Origin of the sequence: Bradyrhizobium sp. 44 (assembly GCF_023073095.1) — a bacterium.
Taxonomy (GTDB): domain Bacteria; phylum Pseudomonadota; class Alphaproteobacteria; order Rhizobiales; family Xanthobacteraceae; genus Bradyrhizobium.
The window spans coordinates 968311-994786 of record NZ_JADPIY010000016.1 but is presented as its reverse complement, the minus strand read 5'-3'; the positions used below and the strand labels follow the sequence as shown (position 1 = coordinate 994786).

Annotated in this window: 34 protein-coding genes and 1 tRNA gene; 18 read left to right on the top strand and 17 right to left on the bottom strand. The window is 64.2% G+C overall.

All coding sequences use genetic code 11. The features are described from left to right. Positions 1–115 precede the first annotated feature (115 nt). On the top strand, positions 116–1126 hold the full coding sequence (locus IVB41_RS21330; protein ID WP_346770856.1) for an acyltransferase: 1011 nt from the start codon (positions 116–118) through the stop codon (positions 1124–1126). A 128-nt stretch (positions 1127–1254) separates the two neighbouring features. After that, a complete protein-coding gene (locus IVB41_RS21325; protein WP_051462968.1) occupies positions 1255–1458 on the top strand; it encodes a DUF3072 domain-containing protein in 204 nt (67 codons plus the stop codon). 129 nt (positions 1459–1587) lie between these two features. Here IVB41_RS21325 and IVB41_RS21320 read toward each other — a convergent pair whose 3' ends face one another. The 3 genes from IVB41_RS21320 to IVB41_RS21310 form a co-directional block, all read right to left on the bottom strand. After that, complete coding sequence (locus tag IVB41_RS21320; RefSeq protein ID WP_027569924.1) at positions 1588–1818, bottom strand: hypothetical protein; 231 nt, start codon at positions 1816–1818, stop codon at positions 1588–1590. A 338-nt stretch (positions 1819–2156) separates the two neighbouring features. Further along, positions 2157–2426: a hypothetical protein gene (locus IVB41_RS21315; protein ID WP_247286148.1), complete on the bottom strand. Its 270-nt coding sequence runs from the start codon at positions 2424–2426 to the stop codon at positions 2157–2159. Positions 2427–2431: 5 nt separating this feature from the next. Then, the gene (locus IVB41_RS21310) at positions 2432–2632 is read right to left on the bottom strand and encodes a hypothetical protein (RefSeq protein ID WP_247434546.1); all 201 of its coding nucleotides are present in this window, start codon (positions 2630–2632) and stop codon (positions 2432–2434) included. Between the two features lie 301 nt (positions 2633–2933). Here IVB41_RS21310 and IVB41_RS21305 point away from each other — a divergent pair, with 301 nt between their 5' ends. The 3 genes from IVB41_RS21305 (at position 2934) to IVB41_RS21295 (ending at position 4965) form a co-directional block, all read left to right on the top strand. After that, complete coding sequence (locus IVB41_RS21305) at positions 2934–3332, top strand: VOC family protein (RefSeq protein ID WP_027569922.1); 399 nt, start codon at positions 2934–2936, stop codon at positions 3330–3332. Positions 3333–3565: 233 nt separating this feature from the next. Further along, complete coding sequence (locus IVB41_RS21300) at positions 3566–4018, top strand: VOC family protein (protein WP_247434543.1); 453 nt, start codon at positions 3566–3568, stop codon at positions 4016–4018. Between the two features lie 308 nt (positions 4019–4326). Then, complete coding sequence (locus tag IVB41_RS21295) at positions 4327–4965, top strand: glutathione S-transferase (protein WP_247434541.1); 639 nt, start codon at positions 4327–4329, stop codon at positions 4963–4965. A 109-nt stretch (positions 4966–5074) separates the two neighbouring features. On the opposite strand, the gene IVB41_RS21290 is transcribed toward IVB41_RS21295, so the two are convergent. From IVB41_RS21290 to IVB41_RS21280, 3 genes are read right to left on the bottom strand one after another with little or no spacing between them, the layout of a single operon-like run. Then, positions 5075–5242 (bottom strand): hypothetical protein, encoded by a 168-nt coding sequence (locus IVB41_RS21290; RefSeq protein ID WP_155809976.1) that lies wholly within the window; start codon positions 5240–5242, stop codon positions 5075–5077. A gap of 5 nt (positions 5243–5247) precedes the next feature. Beyond that, positions 5248–5493: a hypothetical protein gene (locus IVB41_RS21285; protein WP_247434538.1), complete on the bottom strand. Its 246-nt coding sequence runs from the start codon at positions 5491–5493 to the stop codon at positions 5248–5250. Between the two features lie 57 nt (positions 5494–5550). Continuing rightward, entirely contained in the window at positions 5551–5805 is a 255-nt protein-coding gene (locus tag IVB41_RS21280; RefSeq protein ID WP_007610106.1) for a PilZ domain-containing protein, read from the bottom strand. A 224-nt stretch (positions 5806–6029) separates the two neighbouring features. On the opposite strand from IVB41_RS21280, the gene IVB41_RS21275 reads away from it, so the two are divergent. From IVB41_RS21275 to IVB41_RS21245, 7 genes are all read left to right on the top strand, one after another. Then, positions 6030–6104: transfer RNA gene (locus IVB41_RS21275), tRNA-Glu, on the top strand. Positions 6105–6207: 103 nt separating this feature from the next. After that, the gene (locus IVB41_RS21270; RefSeq protein WP_247434535.1) at positions 6208–6855 is read left to right on the top strand and encodes a hypothetical protein; all 648 of its coding nucleotides are present in this window, start codon (positions 6208–6210) and stop codon (positions 6853–6855) included. Between the two features lie 165 nt (positions 6856–7020). Beyond that, the gene (locus tag IVB41_RS21265) at positions 7021–7647 is read left to right on the top strand and encodes a pilus assembly protein PilZ (RefSeq protein WP_027569917.1); all 627 of its coding nucleotides are present in this window, start codon (positions 7021–7023) and stop codon (positions 7645–7647) included. Between the two features lie 104 nt (positions 7648–7751). Beyond that, positions 7752–8009, top strand: a complete 258-nt coding sequence (locus tag IVB41_RS21260) for a hypothetical protein (protein WP_027569916.1) — start codon at positions 7752–7754, stop codon at positions 8007–8009. 577 nt (positions 8010–8586) lie between these two features. Then, on the top strand, positions 8587–9627 hold the full coding sequence (locus tag IVB41_RS21255; protein WP_247434532.1) for a PrsW family glutamic-type intramembrane protease: 1041 nt from the start codon (positions 8587–8589) through the stop codon (positions 9625–9627). Positions 9628–9701: 74 nt separating this feature from the next. Beyond that, positions 9702–10280, top strand: coding sequence for an HdeD family acid-resistance protein (locus IVB41_RS21250; RefSeq protein WP_247361156.1), 579 nt, complete (start codon positions 9702–9704; stop codon positions 10278–10280). Positions 10281–10515: 235 nt separating this feature from the next. After that, positions 10516–11601, top strand: a complete 1086-nt coding sequence (locus IVB41_RS21245) for a 3-deoxy-7-phosphoheptulonate synthase (RefSeq protein WP_346770855.1) — start codon at positions 10516–10518, stop codon at positions 11599–11601. 54 nt (positions 11602–11655) lie between these two features. Here IVB41_RS21245 and IVB41_RS21240 read toward each other — a convergent pair whose 3' ends face one another. Genes IVB41_RS21240 through epmA form a run of 3 tightly spaced genes read right to left on the bottom strand, consistent with a single transcriptional unit; the run spans position 11656 to position 14093 of the window. After that, positions 11656–11907 carry a hypothetical protein gene (locus IVB41_RS21240; RefSeq protein WP_027569912.1) on the bottom strand — a complete coding sequence of 84 codons (252 nt, stop codon included), beginning with the start codon at positions 11905–11907 and terminating at the stop codon, positions 11656–11658. Between the two features lie 30 nt (positions 11908–11937). Further along, entirely contained in the window at positions 11938–13032 is a 1095-nt protein-coding gene (locus IVB41_RS21235) for a lysine-2,3-aminomutase-like protein (RefSeq protein ID WP_247434528.1), read from the bottom strand. Further along, positions 13029–14093: an EF-P lysine aminoacylase EpmA gene (gene epmA / locus IVB41_RS21230; protein ID WP_247361160.1), complete on the bottom strand. Its 1065-nt coding sequence runs from the start codon at positions 14091–14093 to the stop codon at positions 13029–13031. The genes IVB41_RS21235 and epmA overlap by 4 nt, the downstream gene beginning before the upstream one ends. A gap of 162 nt (positions 14094–14255) precedes the next feature. Between epmA and efp the strand changes: the two genes are divergently transcribed. The 3 genes from efp to IVB41_RS21215 all read left to right on the top strand — a co-directional run bounded on the left by efp (position 14256) and on the right by IVB41_RS21215 (position 17538). Beyond that, positions 14256–14822 carry an elongation factor P gene (gene efp / locus IVB41_RS21225; protein WP_027569909.1) on the top strand — a complete coding sequence of 189 codons (567 nt, stop codon included), beginning with the start codon at positions 14256–14258 and terminating at the stop codon, positions 14820–14822. Positions 14823–14845: 23 nt separating this feature from the next. Further along, positions 14846–16468, top strand: coding sequence for a M23 family metallopeptidase (locus IVB41_RS21220; RefSeq protein WP_247434525.1), 1623 nt, complete (start codon positions 14846–14848; stop codon positions 16466–16468). An 83-nt stretch (positions 16469–16551) separates the two neighbouring features. Then, complete coding sequence (locus IVB41_RS21215; RefSeq protein ID WP_247434522.1) at positions 16552–17538, top strand: DUF808 domain-containing protein; 987 nt, start codon at positions 16552–16554, stop codon at positions 17536–17538. A gap of 30 nt (positions 17539–17568) precedes the next feature. Here IVB41_RS21215 and IVB41_RS21210 read toward each other — a convergent pair whose 3' ends face one another. Next, positions 17569–18072: a cupin domain-containing protein gene (locus tag IVB41_RS21210; RefSeq protein ID WP_027569906.1), complete on the bottom strand. Its 504-nt coding sequence runs from the start codon at positions 18070–18072 to the stop codon at positions 17569–17571. Positions 18073–18093: 21 nt separating this feature from the next. Further along, a complete protein-coding gene (locus IVB41_RS21205; protein ID WP_027569905.1) occupies positions 18094–18573 on the bottom strand; it encodes a carboxymuconolactone decarboxylase family protein in 480 nt (159 codons plus the stop codon). 54 nt (positions 18574–18627) lie between these two features. Between IVB41_RS21205 and IVB41_RS21200 the strand changes: the two genes are divergently transcribed. Next, on the top strand, positions 18628–19152 hold the full coding sequence (locus tag IVB41_RS21200) for a MarR family winged helix-turn-helix transcriptional regulator (protein WP_247434517.1): 525 nt from the start codon (positions 18628–18630) through the stop codon (positions 19150–19152). Between the two features lie 28 nt (positions 19153–19180). Here the strand turns inward: IVB41_RS21200 and IVB41_RS21195 are convergent, their stop codons facing one another. From IVB41_RS21195 to IVB41_RS21185, 3 genes are all read right to left on the bottom strand, one after another. Beyond that, positions 19181–19357, bottom strand: a complete 177-nt coding sequence (locus IVB41_RS21195) for a hypothetical protein (protein ID WP_247434513.1) — start codon at positions 19355–19357, stop codon at positions 19181–19183. An 85-nt stretch (positions 19358–19442) separates the two neighbouring features. Continuing rightward, positions 19443–19694 carry a hypothetical protein gene (locus IVB41_RS21190; RefSeq protein ID WP_247286162.1) on the bottom strand — a complete coding sequence of 84 codons (252 nt, stop codon included), beginning with the start codon at positions 19692–19694 and terminating at the stop codon, positions 19443–19445. 72 nt (positions 19695–19766) lie between these two features. Further along, complete coding sequence (locus IVB41_RS21185; protein WP_027517762.1) at positions 19767–20027, bottom strand: hypothetical protein; 261 nt, start codon at positions 20025–20027, stop codon at positions 19767–19769. 133 nt (positions 20028–20160) lie between these two features. Between IVB41_RS21185 and IVB41_RS21180 the strand changes: the two genes are divergently transcribed. After that, a complete protein-coding gene (locus tag IVB41_RS21180) occupies positions 20161–21390 on the top strand; it encodes a lytic murein transglycosylase (RefSeq protein ID WP_247434508.1) in 1230 nt (409 codons plus the stop codon). Positions 21391–21396: 6 nt separating this feature from the next. Here the strand turns inward: IVB41_RS21180 and IVB41_RS21175 are convergent, their stop codons facing one another. The 3 genes from IVB41_RS21175 to recJ all read right to left on the bottom strand — a co-directional run bounded on the left by IVB41_RS21175 (position 21397) and on the right by recJ (position 24998). Next, on the bottom strand, positions 21397–22194 hold the full coding sequence (locus tag IVB41_RS21175) for an aldolase (RefSeq protein ID WP_027569901.1): 798 nt from the start codon (positions 22192–22194) through the stop codon (positions 21397–21399). Between the two features lie 109 nt (positions 22195–22303). Next, positions 22304–23113 (bottom strand): SDR family NAD(P)-dependent oxidoreductase, encoded by an 810-nt coding sequence (locus IVB41_RS21170; protein ID WP_247434505.1) that lies wholly within the window; start codon positions 23111–23113, stop codon positions 22304–22306. 43 nt (positions 23114–23156) lie between these two features. Next, positions 23157–24998, bottom strand: coding sequence for a single-stranded-DNA-specific exonuclease RecJ (gene recJ, locus IVB41_RS21165; protein ID WP_247434502.1), 1842 nt, complete (start codon positions 24996–24998; stop codon positions 23157–23159). A 278-nt stretch (positions 24999–25276) separates the two neighbouring features. Here recJ and IVB41_RS21160 point away from each other — a divergent pair, with 278 nt between their 5' ends. Beyond that, positions 25277–26353, top strand: coding sequence for a methyl-accepting chemotaxis protein (locus tag IVB41_RS21160; protein WP_247434499.1), 1077 nt, complete (start codon positions 25277–25279; stop codon positions 26351–26353). Positions 26354–26476: the final 123 nt, after the last annotated feature.

The following is a 26476-nucleotide window of genomic DNA, read 5'->3' as shown; positions in this document are numbered from 1 at the left end:
GATGCATGCCTCACCCTAACGCATCCGACACCCATTCTATCGCATCCGCGCAACTGTTCCTTAATGGGTTTCTCGCCTAAATTGCACTATTCTGGAATGAACGTGGCGAGGCTTGGTGCGAATCTTCGCGGGTGTACAGGCGATGCGCGGCGTCGCTGCGCTGTCGGTGGTCTGCGGACACGCGATCAGTGCGCGACCCGACATGGTCGGGCCGGAGCTTGCCGAGGGTGCGCTGACGATACTTGCGAGCGGCGTCGACATCTTTTTCGTGATCTCCGGCTTCATCATCGCGACCACCGCGACGGCACAACACAACCCGCTGGATTTCGCTTTCAGACGGGCCCTCAGAATTTTCCCGCTCTATTGGCTGGTGTTGCTGGCGGCGTTTGTCAGCTCCTCCTGGATCGCGCTGGCGCCGGGCGACCGCCCCGCTCTCGATCTCGGAACCATCTTCGCATGGACCTATCCGAACTGGTACCTTGGCCCAGCCTGGTCGCTGGCTTTCGAACTGCACTTCTACGTCGCCGTCGCCATCGTCCTGGCGATCAAGCCGGACCGGCTGTTCGAGATCTTGTTCGCTGGATTCGCCCTGGTCATTCTTGCCCTCGTCTTCGGCCTGGAGGCCGGGATCTACTTTCATCCGCTGGTGCTGGAATTCGGTGCCGGCGTTGTCATCGCCTATCTCCAGAGAAGCCGACGATTGCGCTTTTCGCGCCACTTCCCCGCCGTTTCCGCGGGCCTGTTCGTGGCCGGGTGGTACTGGATTTTCGTGCGCGGCGCGGCCGACCCGCAATTCGCGCGCGTCCTGACCTATGGCCTCGGCGCGGGATTGCTGATCCATGCTGTGGTCGCTGTCGAGATCGAGGGGCGATCCTTCTCACCGGTCCTGCAATGGCTCGGCAAGATCTCGTACGCGTTGTATATCGTCCATTATCTGGTGGTGAAATGGATCGCCAGCTTCGACGGACTGTGGCTTCTGTCGACCGTCGGGACAATCATCGCGGGCATCCTGCTCTCCATCGGTCTCGCCGCCGCCTTGCACGTCGCCGTTGAGGCACCGATCCTCGATTGGGGGCGCAAGCTAAGTCTGATGCGCAGACGCCGATCGCTGCCGGCCGTTCCGTGATCATCTCCCGACCCTGAATCCGGGCAAGTGCGGCCCTGGCTGCGTCATGGGCCACGAACAAATAAGGAACAAAAAACATCAGTCGGCATTGAGCCTGAAAAGGAGAGATCGCCGTGACCGACAACAAGATGGCTGGCAACACCGCAGGCAACACCCAAAAGGACCCGAAGGATTGGGTCTCCGGGGACGACCCGATGACCGGCGCCCAGGAATCCTATCTCAAGACCCTCGCCGAGCAGGCCCACAAGCCCCTCCCCAAGGAGGATCTGACCAAGGCAGAGGCGTCAGAGCTGATCGACACGATGCGGCAGAAAGCCGGGCTCGAGAAGTAAACGGCGCTGCATTTCGAAACCCGAAAGATGGGCGGCGGCTGACAGGGAGGCCGCCCGTCGCCAAGCGCCAATTTGTACCAATCATCGCCGGCGAGCGCGGTCCTCTGCGGCAGGTTCGCGGCCAGACAGCTAATCGCTTTCGACGACCCTCACAGCCAGCTCAGCGACCGCACGCCGGCCGGCCGCGACGAGGCCGTCGATCTCGCGTGTCTCGTGCTTGGCGCAGTGGATGATCCGTTCGGCGACATACCGGCGCGCGGTGTAGGCTTCCATCACCTCAGGCATCATCTCGCTGACGCGCTCCAGCGCCCTGTCCATGTGCGACAGCGTTCGTTCGTTGAACTCCTCCAGAAGCAACATCACCTGTCCTCAAACTCATAATGAATACGGCTAGTCGTGTTGGCGGGCGGACGCCGATCGAGGCATGCACGCTCCGTCCCGCGAGACGGGAGAGCCTGACTCCACCGATGATCTGAAGTGCCGCCAATACTGGAAAATTGCAGGCGTTCGGCCAACGCGGCATTCACAAACGTTAAGCGTGATGCGTTTCGTTGGCACCTGCGGCGTCAGTGCACTATCCCGTAAGGTAGCCGTCGGTGCTCGCGAACAGCACCGCAATCACGCAGTTAACTGCGTGTCACCGTAATGCGTAATTCCCGACGCATAGGCCAAGATCTGACCCCACGGTCATTGCCAGATCACTTCGGCAGACCGCGAATTGCCAGCTTGACGACTGTAAGGACAACGAAGGCGGGCGCGCCGTAAACGATTGCATTCACGGCCCAAGTGATGGCGACGCCCAGGAAAACGGAACTGCCAACCGCTCCCCAGAAAAGGTAGGCTGCGGATATGCCCGGCATCTCCCATGCCATCACAGCGATGGAGTAGTCGGTGAGCTGCTCCATGACGAGCAGCACCGTCGAGACGAGCGCCCCGATTGCCAGTGCGACGATGAGAACGGATTTCATTGTGTTCAAGGGCCCAACAGCCCCATCAAGATCGGAATCATAAAATAAGCTGCCAAGCCGAGGAGGCCCCCTACGGCAAGCTTCACCCAACGCCGTTGGATTTTCGGCTCGAGCCATGTCGCCAGTTTGACCCAGAGCGCATACGCCCATCCAGCAACAATCGAGCGGATCAGTGCAAACAGAAGCTCACCTAGGATATTGGCCATGTCCGTTAGTCGCGTCATTGCCGCGAGGAGTTCATCTGCGAGCGGCTACACAAGCCTATCCACCCGTGAGTGAGGTGGCCAATTCTGCGGTTGCGTCACCGTTCTGACCGCCCGGTTCGCGCTGTGGGGAGCATCGCGTGAAGGGGCTCGTGGTCTAGCGCTTGAGCACTGCCATCGCAATTCATGCCCTTAGTTCGCACGCTCGGCGCGGCGTCGTGACTGCTGACATCAGGGTGGCAGCAGCGGTGTGCGACGAGCCCCGCGATGCCGCTCAAATCTGCGGTCAACCAAAGGACATGCCATGAAGTTCGCCTCCACTCGCCTGATCGCCACCGACATCAAAAGCATGGTTTCGTTCTACGAAATGATCACCGGAGTTTCCGCCGAATGGCTCGCGCCGGTGTTCGCCAAGATCGTGACGCCGGGCGCCAACCTGGCAATCGGCGCAGCCGAGACGGTCGCGCTCTGGAAAGAAAACAGTGCCGAGCCCGGCGCCAATCGGACCGCCGTGATCGAGTTTCAGGTTGAGGACATCGATGCGGATTATGAGCGCCTGAAAGACAAGGTCACGCTGGTGCACGAGCTGAAAACGATGCCATGGGGCAACAGGACGTTCCAGTTTCGTGACCCCGAAGGCACCGCAGTATCGCTCTTCACGCCGCCGGCCGAGCAGGCCGGAAAGCGCCTCGCGACGCAATAGGCTGCGGCAGCAGACCGCCCCGCACACACTGCCAATGGCGCGTGTGCGCCACTGGATTTGCGGTGAAAGTGCATTGAAATTTCGCCGGCTGATTTACTTCATCAGCCGGCTTCGCCCTCATGCACATGTGCACCCGCCCCCTGCCCCTCCTCGGATTTTCCTGCTATCTCCTACTCCCCTCGGCTCGGCTCGGCCGAACCAAAAACCCTCCATCCACCCAGGGAGCAACAACCATGCGATACCTCCACACCATGCTGCGCGTGCGCAATCTCGATGTCGCGCTGAAGTTTTACCAGGATGCGCTGGGGCTGAAGGAGGTGCGGCGGATCGAGAACGACAAGGGGCGTTTCACGCTGGTGTTCCTGTGCTCGTCGGACGATCTCGAGGCGCTGAAGAAGCAGCCGCAGACGCGCGGCGCGCCGCTGGTCGAGCTCACCTGGAATTGGGACGAGGAGAAGTACGGCGAGGACCGCTTCTTCGGCCATCTCGCCTATGAGGTCGACGACATCTACGCCACTTGCGAGAAGCTGCAGAAGGCCGGCGTCACCATCAACCGGCCGCCGCGCGACGGCAACATGGCCTTCGTCCGCTCGCCCGATCTGCACTCGATCGAGATCTTGCAGAAGGGCGATCCGAAGCCGCCGCAGGAGCCGTGGTCGTCGATGCCCAACATCGGCCATTGGTAGAGCCTTTCCGCGGGAACCAGCCCCTGCCCTAAGCGTTCTCTCTTCGACAATGCAATTGGAGGAGGACACGATGGGACGCGGAATTTTGTTGTGGATGCTGGGTGTGCCGATCCCGGTGATCATTTTGCTGTGGCTGTTCTTCGGCCGCTGATCGCCTGACCAGCTTGACCTTGCAATGAAAGCTCCGCCTCGGGCGGAGCTTTTTGCATGCGGCCCTTTTGCATGAGAGGATCGGCGCAATCGCGCGTCGCTCGCCGCAGTGAATTCCGCTATTACCCGCGCCGAAAGAAACGCCTGGGGAGGATGACGTGCCGGACCAAAAGCTGACGATCTGGGGCCGCGCCAATTCGGTCAACGTGCAGAAGGTGCTGTGGTGCCTCGCCGAGCTCAGCCTGGCTTACGAGCGCATCGACGCCGGCATGGCTTTCGGCAAGACCCGCGAGGCCGACTATCTCGCGATGAACCCCAATGCGCGGATCCCGACGCTGGTCGAGGGCGATTTCACGCTGTGGGAATCCAATTCGATCATGCGCTATCTCTGCCTCGCGCACGGGCGCGGCACGCAAATCTATCCCGAGGCGCCGAAGCTGCGCGCCAGCGTTGACCGCTGGCTCGACTGGACGCTGTCGATGGTGCAGCCGGTCGACCGCCCGGTGTTCTGGGGCCTCGTGCGCACGCCGCCCGCCGAGCGCGACATGATCCAGTTGCAGAAGGATGCGGATGCCGCCGCCGAGGTCTGGGCCATCGCCGACCGTCTGCTCTCCACGCGTCCGTTCATGGACGGCGATGCGTTCACCCTCGCCGATATCGCGATCGGCGCCTATGCGCGGCGCTGGCTCGGCGTCGAGGGCATCACCCGGCCCGCGCAGCCGCATCTGACGCGCTGGCTCGCCGATCTCGGCAAACGGCCCGGTTTTGCGCAATTTGTGGCACCGCCGATGTCGTGAGCGGTGATGCGGCTTAACCCTCGTTGAGAGCACGATGAATCGGCACTTCGCCGCGTGCCGCCAAGAGGTGGCGGCTACTGTGCATGGGGTTGTTTTCGCGTTTTTTTGTTTAGGGCCAACCGCGCTCGAAAAGCAGCACGCAGAAAATCAGCACGAGCGTCACGGCCGCGGTGGCGAGCCGCGCGGTCCAGCTCAGGCCGCGGCCGATCCACCACAGCAGCGCGCAATACATCACGAACGGGACGATGATTTCGGGCCGCATGATATCCGGTGGCATCGAGGTCAGCGCCTGATCGCGGTCTCGACGCTGATCGAGCCGCCGATCTTGACGCAGGTGCCGGTGCTCTCGACCAGATGGAAGCCGCGGCCATAGGCGGCGCAGGAGCCCGCTTTCGCGCTCCCGCCGGCACCCTTGAGCGGCAAGGCCTTGCCGGCCTGTGGACGCTCCGCAGGCGGCAGACGCAAGGCTTCCGCCGCGGCCGCGGACATGGTCAGCAACGAGATCAGGATGAGGAGCGGCGCACGCATGCGGGCCGTTCTAACCCGAACCGGCGCCTTGCGCCATCGAGGTCACTTTGCCCGGGGTCAGATGAACTTGATGCCGGCCGATTTGCCGCGGCGCCAAACCACCTGGCAGCTCCGCCCGGTCCGCGCATCGCGCGCGAACGCCATCCGGATCACGCCCGGGAGCTGGCTCGCATCCTCGTCCAGCGTGATCTTGGCGCCCGTGGCGGAGATGTCCTGGACCAGGCATTGCCGCGCCGCGAATCCGCCCTCGAGCGTGATCCAGGCATGCTGCGACAGCGACTTGCGGGCTGCGCGCTTCTTGGGCGGTGGCATCGGCTCAAATTCTCCCAGTCCAGCGCTAGCTCAGGGAACCTAAGAAACCGTTGAATTCGCCCCCGAATGATCCGGGGAGGATGCTATCCACCGGCGCCAAAAGACCGTTCCCGAACGGCTTGCCCAGGGCGCCAAAGGCCATTATAGGTTCGCCCGCTGCAGCCGCCGGGCATGACTCGGGCGGCCAGCGGCCGTGCCGCGAAAAGCGGCGGGGCCCTGGGTTTGCTCCCTTCGTCTATCGGTTAGGACGCCACCCTTTCACGGTGGAGAGAGCGGTTCGATTCCGCTAGGGAGCGCCATTATCCGGGCGTTTTGGATGACGCGGCGATATCTGCTGCCCCCGCATGAACCTCCCTGCCCCTCGGCTCCGACCAATGTCCAGATGGAACCGGATGCAGGCCCATGGCGCAGCATAAATCTCCCTCGGACGACCAGGCCGGAATTGCTTCGCCGGCGCCGCCGCCATGGATCCACCGCACGGCAGCCTACGCGCCGGAGCGCCGCGCTAGAATGCTCGAGCACATGGCGCGCGCCAGGTCGCTGCCTCGGGCCACGGCTGCACCGGAGCCGTCGCAGGCGGCCGGCACGACAATCGTCAGTGATGCTTTCGGCTACGCCGTCCTGTTCGGCATGGTCGCGCTCCTGTTTCAGTCGCGCGTCCCGCTCTACCTCGGCGCCTTCCTCTTCTTCACCGATGGCGAGCGCATCGAACTCGCTCTTGGAAAGATCGGCATCCGTCTCGAGCCCGGCACGATCGGGCCCGACATCATCAAGGGCTTCGTATCGCTGTTCGGATGGTTCGCGCTGCTGGCATCGCTGAAGGCGTCCGCTCCCGCGTGGCTCGCGGCATGGATGCTGCCGGATGCATCATGGTCCTTCCTCGCCGGCATCGCTCTCTTGTTCGTCATCGTCGAAGCATTCGCAACGCGCGCGATGCGGCATGCATTGCCGTGGTTCGGATTTGAGCGCGGACCCGGCAGCCAGACCTGCGCGACGATCAAGCTCGTCATGGCCATTGGCGTGCTGGCGCTGCTGGTGCTGCTCGGATGACGCAATCGTGAGATCGCGGGCCTGCTAATCGCGGCGCTATGCCGCCCATCCCGACCCGCGCGTTTACCAAAAATTTACCCCTGCTCGTGAGCGCCGGTATCATTTGCTTAGAATTTGATTGCTACCGTGGAATTACGGAAAACCTCCGCAACACGATTGGCGCCCATGTCCGTCGCAGAGTTCCTCAGACAGCGTGCCGTGCAAGTCACCGTGAGCGGCAGCTACTCTCTGCCGCGCTGGTACGATTGCGAGGGCAAGCTGCGCACCTTCGCGTGCCGCACCAGCCGCGTCTCACCGTTCCGCATGATGGTCGACGTTCCCGTGGTCGGAAAGGTCGGCGAGCGCGTGACCTCATACTTCCAAGATTTTGGCGAATTCCAGTGCACCATCAGCGCGACGCTGAAATCGGGATTCCTGATGGAACTCGACATGACGCGGGCCCGGCGCGCCTGGATGTCGGAAAAGCTGACCTGGCTCGAGAAGAAGCAGAAGGACGCCAGCGTCCAGGAGCTGCGGAATGACGCGCGCTTCGTGCCGCAGGTCGCGCACACCTTCCTGACGCTCGCCGACGGCAGCACCCATGCCTGCTTCATCATCGACGTCTCCACGGCCGGTGTCGCGATATCCTGCGAGTACGATCCGCCAGTGGGAACTCCGCTTGCGGTCGGCGCTTGCGTCGGGCGCGTGATCCGCAAATTCGAAAACGGGTTCGCGGTCAAATTCGCGGAAAAGCAGTCGCGGGATGACGTCGTCCGGCTGATCGTCCGCACGCCCATGCTGCAATCGGCCTGATCCTCGCGCCGCGCCGCCCTATCGCAGCCCCATTCCGGGGTCAGCTTTTGAAGGTCCGCGGCTCTTGCCGGGCATCATCTGCAGACTTGCGATCGGGGGACCGAATGGCAGTCGAAAAGATCACGGTCGAAAAGATCACCTGGGACAGGGTCGGCCGGGTCACCGAGCCCGGACGCTACATGTACACCTTCGGCTGGCTCACCATCACCGCCGGCGATCTCGACATCTGGAAGCAATACCCGCAGGCCGCGTTCACGCTGATGGCGCAGCATTCCGAGCCGGACGCGTCCATCGGCGAGGAATTCCATCTCGGCGCCTTCGACGTCGCGCCCGACGCACCGCCGCCGTTCACCACGCATTGAGTCAAAGCGGGCTTGGGAGCGGCGGCCCTTGCAGATAGCACAGGCCGCGGCGGGAACGCGTGGCACGGGCGTTGCTTTATCATTGCCATGACTCCCATCCCCACTCATATCTCTGCCGTCGACCAGGCCTTTCTGCTGTTGCTCATCGTGCTCTGTCTCGGCACGTGCCTCATACGCGCCTTTTGGGAGCTGGAGCAGATCCGGGCACACCGGATCTCGTCACCCTCTCGTGCGACGAAGCGTGACTAGGCCGGCTTGCCAAGCCATGCCTCGCCCGGAGGGGCTATCCCGGTTCTGGACTTGCCGCGGCGACACGTTCATCGTGAATCGAAGAAACCTGCACATTGCCTTGATCTAACTTACCAATCACGATCTGACGACGGGCGCGCGACCGTTGTCAGGGATGACGAGGTGGTTCTGTCATGCGATTGATTGCACTCCATATTCTACACTTCGGCGACCGTCTTGATGAACCCAGGCTGTCACGCTTGTTAAGAGACGCGACAGCAAGCGCATGACAGAAGGTCGCATCGGACGATGTGGATAAGCGGATCAAGGGAACCTATTTTCGGCGCCGATGTACCTGATTGAAGCGTTACCCACCGTCATCGGAACGGCCGCCATTGCCCCGGCGCTGCTGATGCTGTGGCTTGTCATCGCCGCCGAGGAACGCCCGGGACCGCCGGCCCAGGTCTGGACCGCGTTCCTGCTCGGCGCGGCCAGCATTTCGCTGCTGGGCCTGGCCCGCGCCCCTTTCGCCAAAATGGTCGCGGCCCCGGACAACCCCTGGGCGGCGCTGGCCATGCATTCGATCTTCGGCGTCGCGCTGCCCGAGGAAGCGGTCAAGGTGATCGCCATCGTGCTGGTCGCCTCGACCAAGCGGCGGACCTTCGCCAATCCGATGGACACCGTGGTCTATGGCGCCGCGGTCGGCCTGGGCTTCGCCGCCTACGAGAACCTCGCCTATCTCGTCCAGCACGCCGAAATGTGGCGCTCGCTGGCCGCCTTGCGCAGCGTGCTGACGGTGCCGTTCCACGGCGCGCTTGGCATCATCGCCGGCGCCTATCTGACCATCGCGCGCGCCGGCACGGCGCTGGGTGCGAACCGCCATCATCGCGACTGGGCCCGTCTCTCCAGCCGCCTGCTGATCTTCGCAGGCCCGCTCGCCCTGCATTCGGCCTTCGACTTCCCGCTGCTCACACTCCAGCGCATGCCGGATCTGGATCCGACGCTGCGGATGTGGTTGGGCGGCGCGAGCCTGCTGATCGGCTTCAGCTCGATCGCCTTCGCCGTCCGACTGGTACGGCGCGTCGCGCGCCATCATGCACCCCGAACCGACGTCGCGCGGGAGCGCCTCAGCCAGCTCCGCCGGATGTGGGCGCTGCTGCTGGCCGGTGGCGGCGTCGGGTTTCTCGGGCTCGCCTTCGTGCTGACCTCGATCCATCACTGGCTCATCAACCCCGAGCGCAATCTGACGCTGGCCCTGATCCCGATCGGCCTGGTCTCGATCCTGCTCGGCCTCGCACTTCTGATCGTCACGACCGCGATCTATGTTCTCGGCCGCAACCGCATCCGCACCAGCGGCGAAGGTTTTTCGTCGGCGCACGGCGGCGGCTGAGCCGCGGGGTGGCGAGCGCGGTGCGCACGTACTAGACTAGATCGAGCACACACGTCTCGATCCGGAGCCCGCCCATGACATCGCCTGAGGATCTTTCCCGGCTGCAATCCGCCATGAGCCGGACGGTCAAGGCGCATTGGAAGGCCTTCCTGTTCGAAGGGATCCTGCTTTCCGTGCTCGGCGTTGCCGCGCTGATCCTGCCGCCGCTCGCAAGCCTTGCGATTGCGATCTTCCTCGGCTGGATGTTCTTGATCAGCGGCATCGGCGGATTGATCGCGACCTATTGGGCGCGCAGCACGCCGGGCTTCTGGTGGTCGCTGATCTCGGCCGCGCTCGCCGTGCTCGCAGGCATGCTGCTGCTGGCGCGGCCGATGCAGGCCGTGCTGACGCTGACCATCGTGCTCGGCGCCTATTTCCTCGCCGAGGGCGTCGCCACCATCATGTACGCACTGGAGCATCGTCGCGAGCCGGGCGGCCGCTGGTCGTGGCTCCTGATCTCGGGCCTCGTCGACATCGCGATCTCGTTCATGGTGATCACGGGATTGCCGAGCTCGGCGGAATGGGCGATCGGCATCCTCGTCGGGATCAACCTGCTGTTCGGCGGCGCCACGCTGATCGGCATGGCGCTGGCGGCACGCAAAAGCAACAGTTGAGGCGCCCCGTGGCCGTCACGTCCATTCGGGGGGTGACAAGCCGCCGACCCCGCGCTATATGACTGGCCATGATAACCGCCACCATCAGCTTTTATTGGTATTTTAGCTACGACAGCTCGCTGGCGGTGGGAGGATCACGCTCAATCTGACAAATTGCAGCATCTAGTCCGAACAGCCGCCAGACTTGGCGGCTTTTTTATTGGCCGGCAGGTTCTCAAAATGACAGGAGCCCGCCGTGCTGAGCACGACCGACGATCTTCGTATCCGCGAACTGAAAGAGCTGAGCACGCCCGAAGAGGTGATGCGGGAAGTCCCGCGCACGCTCACGGCGACGCGCGTGGTGATGGCGGCACGCAACGCCATCCATGCGATCCTCAATGGCCAGGACGACCGGCTTCTGGTCGTGGTCGGCCCCTGCTCGGTGCATGATCCCAGGGCCGCGCTCGACTACGCCGAGCGCCTCGCGAGCTTGCGCGAAGAGCTTGCCGACCAGCTCGAGATCGTGATGCGGGTCTATTTCGAGAAGCCGCGGACCACGGTCGGCTGGAAGGGCCTGATCAACGATCCTGATCTGGACGGCAGCTTCGACATCAACAAGGGCCTGCGGCTGGCGCGCAACGTGCTCTCGGCGGTGAATAATCTCGGCCTGCCCGCCGGCACCGAATTCCTCGACATGACCACGCCGCAATACATTGCGGACCTCGTGTCCTGGGCCGCGATCGGCGCGCGCACGACCGAAAGCCAGATACATCGCGAGCTGGCCTCGGGGCTGTCCTGCCCGGTCGGGTTCAAGAACGGCACCGACGGGAATGTGCGCATCGCGGCGGACGCGGTGAAGTCGGCCTCGAATCCGCATCATTTCATGGCGGTGACCAAGCTCGGCCGCTCGGCGATCGCCTCAACCGCGGGCAACGAGGATTGTCACATCATCCTGCGCGGCGGCAGCACGCCGAATTACGATGCGGCGAGCGTCGCAGCGGCCTGCAACGATCTGGCGAAAGCGAGCGTCGCACCGCTCGTGATGGTCGATGCGAGCCACGCCAATTCGAGCAAGAAGCCGGAAAACCAGCCGCTCGTGACGGCCGACATCGCCCGGCAGATTTCCGGCGGCGAGAACCGCATCATGGGGGTGATGGTCGAAAGCAATCTGGTCGCCGGGCGCCAGGACGTGGTGCCGGGCAAGCCGCTCACCTATGGCCAGAGCATCACGGACGGATGCATCGACTGGGCGACCACGGCAACCGTGCTCAAGCAGCTCGCTGACGCGGTCGAGATCCGGCGCAACACCAAGCGCGCTGGGCTGCACGAGCGCTCCGCCTGACCGAGCGATTGCGGGCGGGGTGAGGCTGTCGCACCCTGCCCGCCGCTCCGGCGCCTAGCAGCCGCGGCAGATGCTCTTGATCTTCTTGTCGAGCGCCTGATTTTCCTTGCTGAGGGGATCGTTCGGATCGCTCAGGTTCTTCTCGTTCGGCACGTCGCCGACGCGCGGCTGCCGATGACCGACGGGTGCAGGCGGCAAAGAACCCGCCGATTGTCCCGAGGTCGTCGATCCCTTGCTTCCCGTCTGCGCGAAGCCGGCGCTGCCGAACACCGTCAGAAGCGACAGTGCCAAAATGATGCTTCTCATTTTACCTCTCCATTTCTCAAGCCGGCATCTTCAGGTCTCGGGCGGATAGACATGAATGTCGCCGCAATAATCCACGATACGATAGCGCGTTTCCGATGCCGCATCACCCGCATCAGGTGCGGTATTTTGCATCGGCAACACGTAATTCGGTCCCACCGGCGACTTGCCCGCGCCGCCGGGAATGTCGATGACATAGTCGGGCTGACACATTCCGGACACCCTTCCGCGCAGCTGCCGCATCAAATCCTGCCCCTCGGCGAGCGTCGTTCGCAGATGCGCCGTGCCGGGCGCGAGATCACCGTGGTGCAGATAATAGGGCTTGATCCGGCATTCGACGAAAGCTCGCATCAAATCCGACAGAGCGGCCAAATTGTCATTGACGCCGCGCAAAAGCACGGACTGGCTGACCATGGGGATTCCGGCACCGACCAGCCGCGCGCAGGCGGCACGCGCCGGCCCTGTCAGTTCGCGCGCATGGTTGGCATGCAGCGCCACCCAGGTGGTGGCGCCTTCGGCCTTGAGCGCCGCGACCATCTCGTCACTGATGCGCGCGGGATCGGCCACCGGCACGCGGGTATGAAGGCGGATGATCTTGACGTGATCGATGCCGGCAAGGTCCGCCATGATCTCGCTCACCCGCCGCGGCGACAACATCAGGGGATCGCCCCCGGTCAGGATCACCTCCCAGATCTCGCCGTGCGAGCGGATGTAGTCGATCGCCGCGCGATAGGCGGCGTCCGAGAGCGCGTTCTCCTTGCCGGGTCCGACCATCTCGCGGCGGAAGCAGAAGCGGCAGTAGACTGCACAGACGTGAACGAGCTTGAACAGCACGCGGTCGGGATAGCGATGCACGATTCCGGGAACCGGCGAGTGCGGATGATCGCCGATTGGATCTGCGTTCTCGCCCGGTTGCATCGCCAGCTCCGCGGCCGTCGGAACGAATTGCCGCGCGATGGGATCGTCGGGATCGGACCTGTCGATCAGATCGACCAGCGCGGGGGTGATCGCAACTGCGTAACGCGCGGCAACACGTTCGAGCGCCGGCAGCGCTTCGGCTGATACCAGCTGCTCGGCCACAAGTTCGGCCGGCTCGCGCAATGTGCGCGCAAGATTGCTCTTCATCATGTCTCGCTTAACGTTTCATTTGCAGGCGGCGTCCAGACCACCTGATCAATTCGCGATGCGCCGCTCGCCAGCATCACCAGCCGGTCGAAGCCGAGCGCGACGCCGCTTGCCTCCGGCATGGCCGCGACCGCGTCCAGAAAGTCCTCGTCCAGCGGATAGGCTTCGCCGTAGCGGCGTTGCTTCTCCGCCATGGATTGCGTGAAGCGCTTGCGCTGCTCCTCGGCGTCCGTCAGTTCGCCAAAGCCGTTGGCGAGCTCGACACCGCAGGCATAGACCTCGAACCGTTCGGCAACGCGAGGATCGCCCGCCTTCAAGCGCGCCAGTGCCGCCTCTGGAGATGGGTATTCGAACAGAATGGTCAAACGCCCATGCCCCAGATGCGGCTCGACATGCTCCACCAGGACCTTGCTGAAGATGTCGGACCAGGTGTCATCCTCGGCGACGCGGACCTTGCCGGCAGCGGCCCGGGCGAGCGAGGCGCGGTCGCCCTCGCCGCCGGAAATGGTCGCAAGCAGGTCGATTCCCGCAAGCTGCTCGAAGGCGCCGGCCACCGTTACGAGCTCCGGCTCGGCGAAGGGATCGGCGGTCCGGCCGCGGAAGGCGAACGTGCCGATACCGGTCGCCTGGGCCGCGCGGGCGATGAGGACGACGCAATCGGCCATGATGGCGTCATAGGGGGCGTCTGCCCGGTACCATTCGAGCATGGTGAATTCGGGCAAATGCAGGTCGCCGCGCTCGCGGTCCCGGAACACCCGGGCGAACTCGAAAAGCCGGGTCTCTCCGGCCGCCAGCAGCTTCTTGCAGGCGAATTCCGGCGAAGTCCGCAAATATCGGCTCACACGGCTGCCGTCGGGTCGCATGATCTCGGTCCGGGGGGCATGCAGATGGGTTTCGTTGCCCGGAGAGATCTGGAGAACGGAGGTTTCGACCTCGATGAAGCCCTGCTCGGCGAAAAATCCCCGTAGAGCCCCTGTGATGGCCCCCCTGGCCTGAAGGAACGGCCGGCGGTCGAGATGCCGCGAGGGGGACCAGAACGGCGACATCGGCTTGTCCCCAGCCATTAGCCGACTGCTCCGTTGGCCAGCAAAACGCTGGCATCCAACGGCAAAACCAGTATGTTGCGGCCCGAAACGGGTGCCGCGGTCTGATTTGGGGCCCCAGGTCCCCCATCAATTTGACCACCTCCTGGCCCGAGCCGGGCCAAGCAAGCAGGAAATACAGCTTTGAGAGTCATCGCCAGTTCTATTCGCAAGGGCAACGTGATCGAGCAAGACGGCAAGCTATATGTCGTCGTGACCGCCGAGAACATCCATCCCGGCAAGGGCACCCCGGTCAGCCAGATCGAGATGCGCCGAATCTCGGACGGGGTAAAGATCTCCGAGCGCTACAAGACCACCGACCAGGTCGAGAAGGCCACGATCGAAGAACGCAACTTCACCTATCTCTATGAAGACGGTGATGGTTTCCACTTCATGAACCCTGAAACCTATGACCAGGTCCAGGTGTCGAAGGACGTCATCGGCGACGCCGCGGCCTATCTTCAGGAGAGCATGACGGTCAAATTGTCGACGCACGACGTCAATGTGGTGTCGATCGCGTTGCCGCAGCGCGTGACGCTCGAAGTGGTCGAGACCGAGCCCGTGACCAAGGGCCAGACCGCCTCCTCGTCCTACAAGCCCGCGATTTTGTCCAACGGCGTGCGCACCACCGTGCCGCCGCACATCGCCGTCGGCACCCGAATCGTCGTGATGACCGAAGACGGCTCCTACTCCGAGCGCGCCAAGGACTGACGGGGCCAAAGCGAGCGCAACAGGTGCCGCCGGGGGGCGAGACAGTGGTTGGGAAAAGTTTCCGCTTCGTCTCGCAACTTCTGGCGTCGCTTTCGCTCTTCATTGCCTCTCCGCTTGCTGCGGATGAGTTCCGCAGCCCCTCGCTCACGGCGCTGCGCGTCGATTGGCGCGCGGCGCTCGACCAGCTCCGCACCGAAATCAACGCCCATCCCCGGGTCGCGGACGACTTCATCTTCGCCCCCCGTCGTTCGGTGCCGCGCTATGATTCCCGCGCAATGCCGGCGCTGGTGCAGCTCAATGCGATCTCCTCGCAATTCTTCACCGGCATCGCCCGGAGCTCCGTGCCCGTGCTGCTGCCGTTCGACGCTGCCGCGTATTTCGAAGCACGGCGGAATGGCGCGCCGGCGACCCTCGCGCTGTCGCGCTACCAGGCCGACATCAATTCCGTCGACATGTTCGATGCCGGGCCCGCCGGCTACAGCGCGACCTTTTCGTTCGAGCCTGGTACCGGAGACGGCATGCCGAGCCGAGTCTTCGCAAGGCCGGTCGAGGTGCAGATTACGGGTTCGGCGCTCGTCTATGACATTGCCGATCCCTCGGGCGGCAAGGGCGAGCCGGTCAAACCGCTCGCGGCGCTCTACCCGGACCTGCGCAAGTTCATCCGGGAAGGCTATGTACGCTACGCTTTCACCCGTTTCGGCGTCACCTATGTGGTGTCGATACAATGCCTCGACAGCGTCGCAAAACCGCGGCGGCTTGCCTGCAAGGAGGCCTATCCGGTCGCCGAACGCTTCCTGAAGGCGCTACGCGTGGCCGGCGGCCAGCGCATGCGGCCGCTGACGGACATCGCTTCCAACATTCTCGATCGTCCCGGGGCACGTTCCCCGGACTTCACCTACCGGCCGAGCGGCGACATCATCCCGAACACCGGCTATCGCAAGCAGGGCGGCCATCCCGACGTGATGGCCTACGCACAGATCCGCTTTCCTCTCGAGAAGGCGCCCGCGTTCGTACACTCGCAATCCTATGCCAAGCGCGACAAGATGGAGAGCACGACCGCCTATCCCTGGCGCGACAATTTCTGCGAGTCCCGCAGTTTCGAGGTCTGGCAATGCGGCGGCGGTTATGGCCATCAAGGCGAGGACATCCGCGCGGCTGAGTGCCCACCGCCCGGTGAAGGCCGCCAAGCCTGTGATCCCAAGCAGCGCGCCGTCGTCGCCGTGCGCGATGCGAGGGTCATACGCGCTTCCAAGGACCAGGCAGTGACGCTGCAAATCAACAGCCGGAGCGAGCACATCCGTTTCCGCTACATGCATATGAACCCGCAGGCACTGAACGCCGATGGCCTGCTCAATGGCCGCGTCGTATCGGAGGGCGAGAAGATCGGCGTGGTCTCGAATTATCTCGACCATCCCGCCGGCACCTCGATGCACCTGCATTTCGACGTGCAGGTGTTCACTCGGGACGGCTGGATCTGGGTCAGTCCCTACGTCACGCTGGTCTCCGCCTATGAGCGCCTGATCCGCGCCCGCGGCCGCGAGGTCGGCCCGGAGATCGCCGGCACGCCGCAGCCCGTGGCGCATGCGCTGCCGGAGGACGTGCTCAAGCCGGACCTGCGCGAGGGATCAGGCGGCGACGAGAACTGACGGCTTGCTCCTTCCATGCCAGGCAGTGCAACAGCGTGTTTGTCGCACACACCGCCCGCTGGAAGGCCGAAGGAACTGGGTTGATGAGTGTCGGACTGATTGGTCTTCTCGACGATATCGCGGCGATCGCAAAGGTGGCGGCAGCCTCGCTCGACGATGTCGCGGGCCAAACGGCCAAGGCGGGAGCAAAGGCGGCTGGCGTGGTCATCGATGATGCAGCCGTCACGCCGAACTACGTGATCGGCTTTGCCTCGAAACGCGAACTGCCGATCGTGGGCAAGATTGCGGTTGGGTCGCTCCGCAACAAATTGCTGATCCTGCTGCCCATCGCTTTGTTGCTTGGTTATTTCCTTCCCGCCGCAGTCACGCCGCTGCTCATGCTGGGCGGCGCCTTTCTCTGCTACGAGGGTGCCGAGAAGGTGCTCGAGGCCGTGATGCCGCATCATGCGCACGACCACGAAGCTCAGCCCCAGCCGATTGCGTTGAATGCCAGGTCGGTCGAGGACGAGAAGGTCGCGAGCGCCATCAAGACGGATTTCATCCTGTCAGCGGAGATCATGGCAATCACGTTGGCAGCCGTCCCGGCGGGCAGCATCTGGACGCAGGCGCTCGTGCTGGCCCTCGTCGCCATTTTCATCACAGTTGGTGTCTACGGCGTGGTCGCCCTGATCGTGAAGGCGGACGATGTCGGCCTGGCCCTTGCGCGGTATAGCGGCGCCTCAGTCATTGGCGGCGCAATCCGCTTGCTTGGACGTGCGCTCGTCCGCGGCATGCCGGCCTTCCTTGCGGTGCTGAGCACCATCGGCACCGCCGCCATGATCTGGGTCGGCGGCGGCATCATCCTGCACGGCATCGAACAATACGGCCCACCAGTGATCGGTCGTACGGTCCATGCCGCCGCCGAGGCCGCCGCGCATTTCCTTCCCTCCATTGCCGGCATCGTCGAATGGTCGGTCGAGGCAGCCATCTCGGGCGTCGTTGGCCTCCTTGTCGGCGCGGTTGCGATACCGGCCGTCACATACGGTCTTTCACCACTATGGAAGCGTCTTAAGCGATCGCAGCCGACCTGAACAAAAGCGGCTTCGGATTGTGAGTGCCAGCTACTCCAACAGCGTCGTGAGTTGCGCGCCCTCGTCCGCCACGAACACCGCGATCAATTCCGCCGGCTCCGTGGTGCTCGCATTGGCCGAGACCAGATGGGTCGAGCCGGGCGGCTCGAAGAAGGACTGGCCGACGCCGAACGTTTCGACCGGGCCGCCGCCGAGCTGGGAGCGGATCTCGCCCTTGGTGATGTAGGCGGTGACGGATCCCGCGTGACGATGCGGCCGCGAGAACCCGCCGGGACCGTAGAACACGCGCACGATGGTGACGCGTTTGCCCGGTACGTTCGGCAGCGCGTAGGAGCCAATCGGTTCGACCTTGTCGAGCGGCGAGCTTTCGGCAGCTGTGGCGCAGAGCGGCGAGAGTGCGCCGGATATGGTGTCCATCGTTACCGGCAGCGCCTTGCCAATCCCAAGCGCGCAGGCGAGCCCGCCGATAACGGCGATCGCCATTGAGCGCGACGGCAACGGGCGCGGTGTGGTGGGCAGACTCATCGTTGTCATCATGATCTCCCTTCGTTGCAATCAGGATGCCGCCGCATTCGCTGCGACCGGCCGCTTCGCCGGCGTCCAGCGAAACGCCGCACCAAAACGGTTCCAGACGTTGATCGAGGCGACCGCCGAGGTCAGGTATGTCAGCTCGGTCTCCGAGAATTCACGGCTCGCCTCGGCGTACACGTCTTCGCCGACTCCGTCGGGCAGGCAGGTCAGCGCCTCGGTCCACGCCAGCGCGGCACGTTCCCGCGCGGAAAAGATCGGCGCCTCGCGCCAGACCACGACCAAATTGAGCTTGTCCACGGGGACGCCGATCCGCTCCGAAAGCAGGATGTGATGCTGCAGGCAGAAGGCGCAGCCGTTGATCTGCGATGCCCGCAGCTTGACCAGTTCGAGAAGCTGCTTGTCGAGGCCGGCCTTGGCCGCGACCTGGCCGAGCGCCAGCACCAGCTCATACGCGTCGGGCGCGATCCTCTTGAAATCCTCGTATTCGCTGCGGGCGTGTGACATTGCCGTTCACCTCGTGGTATTGTAAGAGCGCTGACATATTATAAGAGCACTTACATGACGCGCAAGCCGCCTGATATCACGAGATCGCAACCGCGGCGGCAGGCAGCCACGGCCGCCCCGGCGGTGCGCGTCCCAGCCCCAGGGGAAGGCAAGCGCGGCGAGCAAGGCTATCTCGGCTATCTGCTGCGCCAGGCCCACGCCGCAGTCCGTCTGACGATGGAGCGGTCGCTGGCCGATCTCGGTGTCACCTCTCCGCAATTCGCGGTGCTGACCATGCTCAATGCTTATCCGGGACTGTCAGGGGCCGACGTTGCCCGCCTCACCTTTCTGACGCCCCAGACCGTCGGCGTCATCATCCGCAATCTTGAACGTGACGGTGCGATTGTGATGACGCCCCATCCCGTCCACGGCCGCATCCAGCAATGGAAGCTGACGCCGCGCGGCACGACGCTTTTGAAGGCGTGCCGGGAACGGGTGATTGCGTTGGAGAAGCGCCTGGCCGCCGGGCTCGACGCCAAGGCCGAAGCAAGCATTCGCCGCTGGCTCGCAGGCATCGCAGCCGATTTGCAGGAGGACTAGGCGAAGCGCGTTCGGCCGCTGACCAGCCCTAGTCGCCTCCTCCGTCGCCGCAGCCGCCACCGTCCGAATCCGAAAAGTCACTGACTGCGCCGTCGCCTTGAATACCGCGCCCAAAGTTCTGCGCGAGGATCATCAGGATGACGACGAACAACCCGGCCCCGAACGGCCAGGGATTGGCGCGGATAATGTCGAACAGCTCCTGCATTCACGCATTGTGCGCAGGCGGAGGCAAACCGACCGTAAAGTGACAGGCTCAAAATTGGGGATATCCGACCTGTTGCAGGCGCGCCCTACCCGCCCTTCAACACTTTCTTGACCTCGCCATCGGGCCAGGTCTCGCCCGCTGCGATCACCCGGACGCGGCTTTGATCGGCGTCATTCACCAGCTCATGCGAACTCACCCGCTCGCCGCTTCGCTCCAGGTGCAGATCGGTTTCGGGCTCCCAGCTCAGCGTGGTGGCGAGATCGCCGGGAAAGATCTGCCATTGCGATCCGTCGTCCAGTTCTACGACATGGCTCTCCGCGTGCGCGCGTATCTTCATTCCACCCCGAATTCTCGATGAACGGACTGCGAGCGACGGAGGGCCCCGGCGATCGGCCGGGGCCCCACTCCATCAGTCGTTGTCGTGATGAATCACGGTCTTGCTGCGATTGCCGAATTCATCTTCCTTCTTGATCACCGTGGTGCGGTCGGCGGGCTCGCGCTCCCTGATGACGGTGGTGCGGTCGCGATCGCGGTCCCGCTCACGATATTCGTGAGACTGTCCGACGGTCACACCGGCACCGACCGGACCGACGTGAACGCCGACTTCGTCGGCCAACGCAGGCGCGGCGATGGCGGTGACCATGGCGGCGGCAAACAGATATTTCCTCATCTTCTCCTCCTCAAACGTGATGCTGGGGGAATGCGGGAGTGCGACAGTTTGTTCCGGGGAACGCGGGCCCGCGTCTGTTCCTGCAGTTCCAGGAACTGGTCACAGCCACCATGTTTCCCGCTAGAATGGGTCCATGAAACACGCTGATTCCATAGCCTCTCGTAGCCGCCGCGCTCTGCTTCGATCCACGCTCGGCGCAGCCGCACTCGTCGCAGTCCCAACGCGCATCCTGGCCGCGCCTCCAGGCTTCGAGGAATGGCGTGAGGGTTTTCGCGCCCGTGCCATGGCGAAAGGCATTTCGGCCGCGACTTGGCAGCGCGCGATGGCGCGGGTCGAGCCCGACATGAGCGTGTTCAAGCAGATGCGCAACCAGCCCGAATTCCATGAGCAGGTCTGGCAATACATCAACCGTCGCGTCTCCGACTGGCGTATCATCAACGGCAAGATCGCCCTGAAGAACAACGAGGCGCTGCTCGCACGCATCGAGCGCGATTTCGGCGTCGAGCGCGGCACGCTGCTGGCGCTGTGGGGCGTCGAGTCCGCCTACGGCGATCCGCTGGTGCAGCAGAACCACATGACGCCGGTGTTTCCCTCGCTCGCCGCCCTCGCCTGGAACGAGCCGCGGCGCAAAGCCTATTGGGAGACCGAGCTGATCAACGCGCTACGCATCGTCGACAAGGGCTGGAGCACGCCGGAGCAGATGCAGGGATCCTGGGCCGGCGCGATGGGGCATTCGCAATGGATGCCGGAGGTCTGGCTCAATGTCGGCATCGACTACGATGGCGACGGCAAGGTGTCGCCGTTCGGCAAGCCCGACGACGCGCTGGGCTCGACCGCAAAATATCTCGTCAATCGCGGCAAATGGCACCGCGGCGAGCATTGGGGCTACGAGGTGCGCACGCCCGGTGAGATGAGCGGCAGCCGGACCTATGCGGCTTGGCAGGCAGCCGGCGTCACCCGTGCCGACGGCCAGCCGTTCCCGCAACCCTCCGCATCCGCGCAAATGTGGACCCCGGTTGCGGGCGGGCCGACGTTTCTGCTGGGGCCGAATTTCAACGCGGTGAAGAGCTACAATCCCTCGATGAACTATGCGCTGGCGATCTGTCATCTCGGCGACCGCTGCCTCGGCGCCCCGCCTTTTATCCAGCCATTCCCCGGCTCCGAGCGCGCGCTGACCCTCGCAGAAGTGCAGGAGATGCAAACGCGGTTGACGAAGGCCGGTTTCGACACCGGCGGCACCGACGGCCGTGTCGGGAACGACACCATGAAGGCAATCAAGGATTTTCAGCAGCGCGCGGGGATCACACCTGCCGATGGCTATGGCGGGCTGAAGGTGCTGGCGAAGCTGCGCCAGGGGTCGTAACGCGCCTCAATGTCGGTACTGCGGCTCTTCCGCATCGAGCTGGCGACGGATCGCCGCAAGATGCAGCCGGGCGGATTCGGAATCGCCCTCGCGCATCTGCTTGTAGGTCTCGGCCGCAATCGCGGGATCGACCGGCAGCACTTTCCGGCCCGTCGACATCGCCAGCACCTGCACCTCGGCGGCGCGTTCGAGATAGTAGAGATCGTCCCAGGCGTCCGCGATGGTCGGTGCCAGCACCATCACGCCGTGATGCTTCATGAAGATGATATCGGCATTCCCAACGCTGGACGCGATGCGCGCGCCTTCGCGGTTGTCGAGCGCGAGGCCGTTGTAGTCGCGGTCCACGGCCGTGCGACCGTAGAATTTCAGCGCGGTCTGGCCGGCCCAGATCAGCGGATCACCCTCGGTCATCGACAGCGCCGTGGCGTAGGGCATGTGGGTGTGGAAGGCGACCTTGGCGCGCGGCAGGCGCTTGTGCATCTCGGCATGGATGTAGAACGCGGTCGCCTCGGGCACGCCCTCGCCGTCGAGCACGTTGCCGTGGAAATCGCAGATCAGCAGTTTTGACGCGGTCAGCTCGCGGAAGGCGTAGCCGTAAGGGTTGACCAGGAAGAGATCGTCATGGCCCGGCACCACGGCCGAGAAGTGGTTGCAGATGCCCTCCTCAAAGCCGTTGCGCGCAGCCATGCGGAAGCAGGCGGCAAGATCCTCGCGCGCGCTGCGGATCGCGTCGGTGACGAGGTCCGGACGGTTCGAGCGGAACGTTGCTGGCGTAGATGACGAAGAGTGAAGGCTGTGCGCCATGGCGGAAGGACACCTCTGTCGGCCGGAAGACGCCCGCGTTGTACAGGTCCGACGCCTGCGCGTCAGCCCCCGCGGGCGCCACCCTGCCCTTCGCAGCCCGCGCGGCGGGCTATTGCCGTCGCGGCACGCCGCCGGCATTCATGCCGCCGTCGATGACGAGCTCGCTGCCGGTGACGTAGCGCGAGGCATCGGAGGCCAGATACAGCACGCCGGAGGCGATCTCACCAGCCTGGCCGGCGCGGCCGAGCGGCGTGACGACGCGCGCACGCTCGTCTGGGTCGATCGGCGCGTTGCCCTGGTTGCCGGTCGCGCCGGTCGGGATCTTGCCCCAGATCGGCGTGTCGATGATGCCGGGATGGACGGAGTTGACGCGGATGCCGTCACAGGCCGCCGCGCACTCCATTGCGATCGACTTTGCGAACAGCCGCACGCCGCCCTTGGTCGCCGAATAGGCCGACAGCCCGGGCGCGCCGCGCAGGCCCGCGAGCGAGGACATCATGACGATCGAGCCGCCGCCGGTCTTGCGCATCAACGGTAGGCAATGCTTGACCGAGAGAAAGACGCCGTCGAGGTTGATCGCGTTCTGCTTGCGCCAGTCGCTGAGCGTCATGTCGACGATCGAGGGCACGGCAATGCCGATGCCGGCGTTGGAGACGAGAATATCGAGCCGGCCAAAGCGCTTCGCGATCTCGGCTGCGATCTCGATCCATCGCTCTTCGCTGGTGACGTCCTGCTCCAGGAAAATCGCCTTGCCGCCAGCCTTGGTGATGCGATCAGCGAGCTCGGGGCCGCGTAGCTCGTCGATGTCGGTGGCGATGACGGTGGCGCCCTCGCGCGCGAACAGCTCGACGACGGCCTCGCCGATGCCGGAGGCGCCGCCCGTCACCAGCGCCACTTTACCCTCAACCTGCCCTGCCATGCTCACTCCCTTTTTTCTATTCGTTTTTTGTTGTTTGCCGGGCCTATCTAATCATGGATGGTCCCTGGTCGGGTAGCGCGACATCCATGACCCGGAATTGCACACGCTCGGCGCCCTGGTAGCGATCGACCGACAATGATCCCGCGACATGCAGTTGCTGGCCGCGATTGGCAACGAGCGCGTTGCCAAGCTTCTGTCCGATCGAACGAAACGCGATGCCGTTGACGATGGCGCCGTCGCCCGACTTGAAGCGTAGCCTCAAATGCGCCTGTCCCACCTCGTCGGCATAGACGAGCTGGTGTGCCGGCAGCGCCAACACGACTTCCGGATTGCCGCTGCCAAAGGGACCTGCGCGGTTGAGCGTCGTTGCAAGCTCGGTCGTCACGGCGCGCGCGGAGACCGCGCCGTCGATGTAGAGCTCGTTGACGTGGCGCGCCTCGGCAACGTCGCGCGCCAGCGCATGCTCGAGATAGGCGCGAAATTCGGCGAGCTTTTCCTTCCGCAACGTGACGCCCGCAGCCATCGCATGGCCGCCGCCCTTGAGCAGAATGCCGTCGGTGACCGCCTGGCGCACGGCCTTGCCGAGATCGACGCCGGCAATCGAGCGGCCGGAGCCGGTGCCGATGCCGCCAGGCTCCAGCGCGATCGCGAAGGCGGGCCGCGAGAACTTCTCCTTCAACCGGGACGCAACGAGACCGACCACTCCGGGATGCCAGCCTTCGGAGGCCGTCACGATCACGCCGATCTTGTCCTCGAGTCCGATCGAGGCGAGCGCCTCGGCTTCGGCCTGCGCTTCGGCGGCCTGCTCGATAATACGGCGCTCGCTGTTGAGGCGGTCGAGTTCGGCGGCGATCCGCGCGGCCTCGACGCTGTCACCCTCCAAAAGCAGCCGCACGCCGAGATCGGCCCGGCCGATGCGGCCGCCGGCATTGATGCGCGGTCCCAGCATGAAGCCGAGATGCCAGGCCTCCGGCGGGCCGTTGAGCCGCGCCACGTCCATCAGCGCGGTGTGGCCGACATGGTCGCGCCGCCGCATCGCGATCAGGCCTTTGGCGACGAACGCGCGGTTGAGACCGATCAGCGGCGCGACATCGGCAACCGTGCCGAGCGCAACGTGATGCAGCATGCCGAGCAGGTCAGGCTCGGGCATCTCCGCATTCCAGAAGCCGCGCTGGCGTAATTCGCGATTGACCGCGACCAGCGTCACCAGCACCAGGCCGACGGCGGCGAGATGGCCGAGGCCGGAGAGATCGTCGAGCCGGTTCGGATTAACCAGCGCGTCGACCTCCGGCAACTCCGTGCCGGCCTGATGATGATCGATCACGACGACGGACATGCCGAGACGTTTTGCTTCGGCGAGCGGCTCGATGCTGGTGGTGCCGCAATCGACGGTGACGAGCAGGGTGGCGCCCTTTGCGGCCAGCGCACGCACGGCTTCCGTGTTGGGCCCGTAGCCCTCGAAGATGCGGTCGGGAATGTGGATCAGCGGGTCAAGCCCGCAATGGCGCAGATGCCAGGTCAGCAGCGCCGCCGAGGTCGCGCCGTCGACATCGTAGTCGCCGAAGATCGCGACCTTCTCACCGTTCGCCGCGGCATCCGCGATCCGCTTCGCGGCGGCTTCCATCTCCGTGACCGTGAACGGGTCCGGCAGAAGCTTGCGGATGGTTGGATCGAGGAAATCGACAACGGCATCACTGTCGACACCGCGGCCTGCCAGCACCCGCGCCAGCAGCTCGGGCAGTTGGTGGCGCTGCACGATGGCAAGCGCTTTCGCCGCCCCGCGCGCATCCAGCCGGTCGCGCCAAAGCTTGTCAGTGAGCGAGCGCGCCACCCCCAGGAATGCCTGGGGCGCTTCGACGGGCAAGGTGGTGGCGGGCGGCGTCATGAACAACGGTCGGTTTGAGGAACCTGGGAGCCGGAAGTATTGCATCGTCCGGCCGACGGGACGATTGGCCCGCAATCCCCCGGGATTTGCAACGTCCGCGCGGCACAAAGCGGTGGATTGCCGTTTTGCTACGCGGACTGACTATCATTTGAGCATTCCGCAAAACAGCAAATTAAGCAGGCGTTAGGCGGAATCTTCGAAAAAGAATCGTATTCGATCTGTCAGTGATTGTTCCGGGTTCGTTGCAGATCAGACCTCATTGCCAAGGGAAGCCCCCGATGTCTGCTGCGCTGGGTCTCAAAGCCAAGCCGATCGCAAATGAACCCGCTGATGATGATTCCGATATCTCCGCGCTGATCAACCGGCTCACGGCGGAGGTCAACCAGATCGCGGTCGACAAGACCAAGGCGATCCAGCAGATCACCAACCAGATGAAGATGCTGGCGCTGAATGCGCTGATCGAAAGCTCGCGCGCCGGCGCGCAGGGCGCGGGCTTCGCCGTGGTGGCGCAGGAGGTCCGCGGCGTCGGCCAGCAGGTCGAGACCATCGCCCGCGAGCTCGAAAGCCAATTGACGAAACGAACCGGCGATCTCGTCTCCTCGATCGACCGGATGAGCCAGCGCTCGCGCGGCGAGCGCATGGTCGACCTGTCGCTCAATGCCATCGAGCTGATCGACCGCAACCTCTATGAACGGACCTGCGACGTGCGCTGGTGGGCGACCGATTCAGCGTTGGTCGATTGCGCGGCCTCGCCCGACGCCGCGGCCGTGTCCCATGCCTCGCAGCGTCTCGGCGTGATCTTGGGCGCCTACACCGTCTATCTCGACCTCTGGCTCTGCGATCTCGAGGGCAACGTCATCGCCAACGGGCGCGCCGACCGCTTTCGCGTCGTGGGCCAGAACGTCGCCCACACCAAATGGTTTCGCGAGGCCAAGACCCTGCGCTCCGGCGACGACTATGTCGCGGGCGACGTCGAGAACCAGCCGCTGCTTGGCAATGCCCAGGTCGCGACCTATTGCGCCAGCGTCCGCGCCGGCGGCCAGGCCAACGGAGCGCCGATCGGGGTGCTCGCCATCCATTTCGACTGGGAGGCACAGGCCCGCGCCATCGTGCAAGGCGTGCGCGTCGGCGACAGCGACAAGGCGCGCGTGCTGCTGGTCGACTCCAATCTTCGCGTGATCGCCGCTTCCGACGGACAAGGCATTCTCAGCGAACGCATCTCGCTGTCGCTGGACGGTCGGCGCTCCGGCTTCTATCAGGACCGCTCCGGCACGCTGGTCGCGTTCCATGCGACGCCCGGCTACGAGACCTATCGCGGGCTGGGCTGGTACGGCGTGATCGTCTGCGGGGCGTGAAGCGGGAGGCGGCCTGCCTGTCCAACTCAAAACCGTGAAAACAACCCCATGCACAGTAGCCATCTGGTTGTTTTCATGACGGTTTTTTCGCCGTTTGACGCGGGCAAAACGCCGGCATGCATG

Bases quoted from the DNA above. Each gene is read 5' to 3' on its own strand.
- epmA (WP_247361160.1), bottom strand. From the start codon at position 14,093: ATGGCTGGGGACAAGCCGATGTCGCCGTTCTGGTCCCCCTCGCGGCAT.
- IVB41_RS21310 (WP_247434546.1), bottom strand. From the start codon at position 2,632: ATGGCCAATATCCTAGGTGAGCTTCTGTTTGCACTGATCCGCTCGATT.
- IVB41_RS21190 (WP_247286162.1), bottom strand. From the start codon at position 19,694: ATGAAGATACGCGCGCACGCGGAGAGCCATGTCGTAGAACTGGACGAC.
- IVB41_RS21170 (WP_247434505.1), bottom strand. From the start codon at position 23,113: ATGGCAGGGCAGGTTGAGGGTAAAGTGGCGCTGGTGACGGGCGGCGCC.
- IVB41_RS21205 (WP_027569905.1), bottom strand. From the start codon at position 18,573: ATGTCACACGCCCGCAGCGAATACGAGGATTTCAAGAGGATCGCGCCC.
- IVB41_RS21210 (WP_027569906.1), bottom strand. From the start codon at position 18,072: ATGACAACGATGAGTCTGCCCACCACACCGCGCCCGTTGCCGTCGCGC.
- IVB41_RS21235 (WP_247434528.1), bottom strand. From the start codon at position 13,032: ATGATGAAGAGCAATCTTGCGCGCACATTGCGCGAGCCGGCCGAACTT.
- IVB41_RS21265 (WP_027569917.1), top strand. From the start codon at position 7,021: ATGTCCGTCGCAGAGTTCCTCAGACAGCGTGCCGTGCAAGTCACCGTG.
- IVB41_RS21285 (WP_247434538.1), bottom strand. From the start codon at position 5,493: ATGCGTGCGCCGCTCCTCATCCTGATCTCGTTGCTGACCATGTCCGCG.
- IVB41_RS21300 (WP_247434543.1), top strand. From the start codon at position 3,566: ATGCGATACCTCCACACCATGCTGCGCGTGCGCAATCTCGATGTCGCG.
- IVB41_RS21195 (WP_247434513.1), bottom strand. From the start codon at position 19,357: ATGCAGGAGCTGTTCGACATTATCCGCGCCAATCCCTGGCCGTTCGGG.
- IVB41_RS21320 (WP_027569924.1), bottom strand. From the start codon at position 1,818: ATGTTGCTTCTGGAGGAGTTCAACGAACGAACGCTGTCGCACATGGAC.
- IVB41_RS21255 (WP_247434532.1), top strand. From the start codon at position 8,587: ATGTACCTGATTGAAGCGTTACCCACCGTCATCGGAACGGCCGCCATT.
- IVB41_RS21290 (WP_155809976.1), bottom strand. From the start codon at position 5,242: ATGCCACCGGATATCATGCGGCCCGAAATCATCGTCCCGTTCGTGATG.
- recJ (WP_247434502.1), bottom strand. From the start codon at position 24,998: ATGACGCCGCCCGCCACCACCTTGCCCGTCGAAGCGCCCCAGGCATTC.
- IVB41_RS21315 (WP_247286148.1), bottom strand. From the start codon at position 2,426: ATGAAATCCGTTCTCATCGTCGCACTGGCAATCGGGGCGCTCGTCTCG.
- IVB41_RS21200 (WP_247434517.1), top strand. From the start codon at position 18,628: ATGACGCGCAAGCCGCCTGATATCACGAGATCGCAACCGCGGCGGCAG.
- IVB41_RS21325 (WP_051462968.1), top strand. From the start codon at position 1,255: ATGGCTGGCAACACCGCAGGCAACACCCAAAAGGACCCGAAGGATTGG.
- IVB41_RS21175 (WP_027569901.1), bottom strand. From the start codon at position 22,194: ATGGCGCACAGCCTTCACTCTTCGTCATCTACGCCAGCAACGTTCCGC.
- IVB41_RS21260 (WP_027569916.1), top strand. From the start codon at position 7,752: ATGGCAGTCGAAAAGATCACGGTCGAAAAGATCACCTGGGACAGGGTC.
- IVB41_RS21305 (WP_027569922.1), top strand. From the start codon at position 2,934: ATGAAGTTCGCCTCCACTCGCCTGATCGCCACCGACATCAAAAGCATG.
- IVB41_RS21280 (WP_007610106.1), bottom strand. From the start codon at position 5,805: ATGCCACCGCCCAAGAAGCGCGCAGCCCGCAAGTCGCTGTCGCAGCAT.
- IVB41_RS21215 (WP_247434522.1), top strand. From the start codon at position 16,552: ATGAGTGTCGGACTGATTGGTCTTCTCGACGATATCGCGGCGATCGCA.
- IVB41_RS21160 (WP_247434499.1), top strand. From the start codon at position 25,277: ATGTCTGCTGCGCTGGGTCTCAAAGCCAAGCCGATCGCAAATGAACCC.
- IVB41_RS21240 (WP_027569912.1), bottom strand. From the start codon at position 11,907: ATGAGAAGCATCATTTTGGCACTGTCGCTTCTGACGGTGTTCGGCAGC.
- IVB41_RS21250 (WP_247361156.1), top strand. From the start codon at position 9,702: ATGACATCGCCTGAGGATCTTTCCCGGCTGCAATCCGCCATGAGCCGG.
- IVB41_RS21185 (WP_027517762.1), bottom strand. From the start codon at position 20,027: ATGAGGAAATATCTGTTTGCCGCCGCCATGGTCACCGCCATCGCCGCG.
- IVB41_RS21180 (WP_247434508.1), top strand. From the start codon at position 20,161: ATGAAACACGCTGATTCCATAGCCTCTCGTAGCCGCCGCGCTCTGCTT.
- IVB41_RS21270 (WP_247434535.1), top strand. From the start codon at position 6,208: ATGGCGCAGCATAAATCTCCCTCGGACGACCAGGCCGGAATTGCTTCG.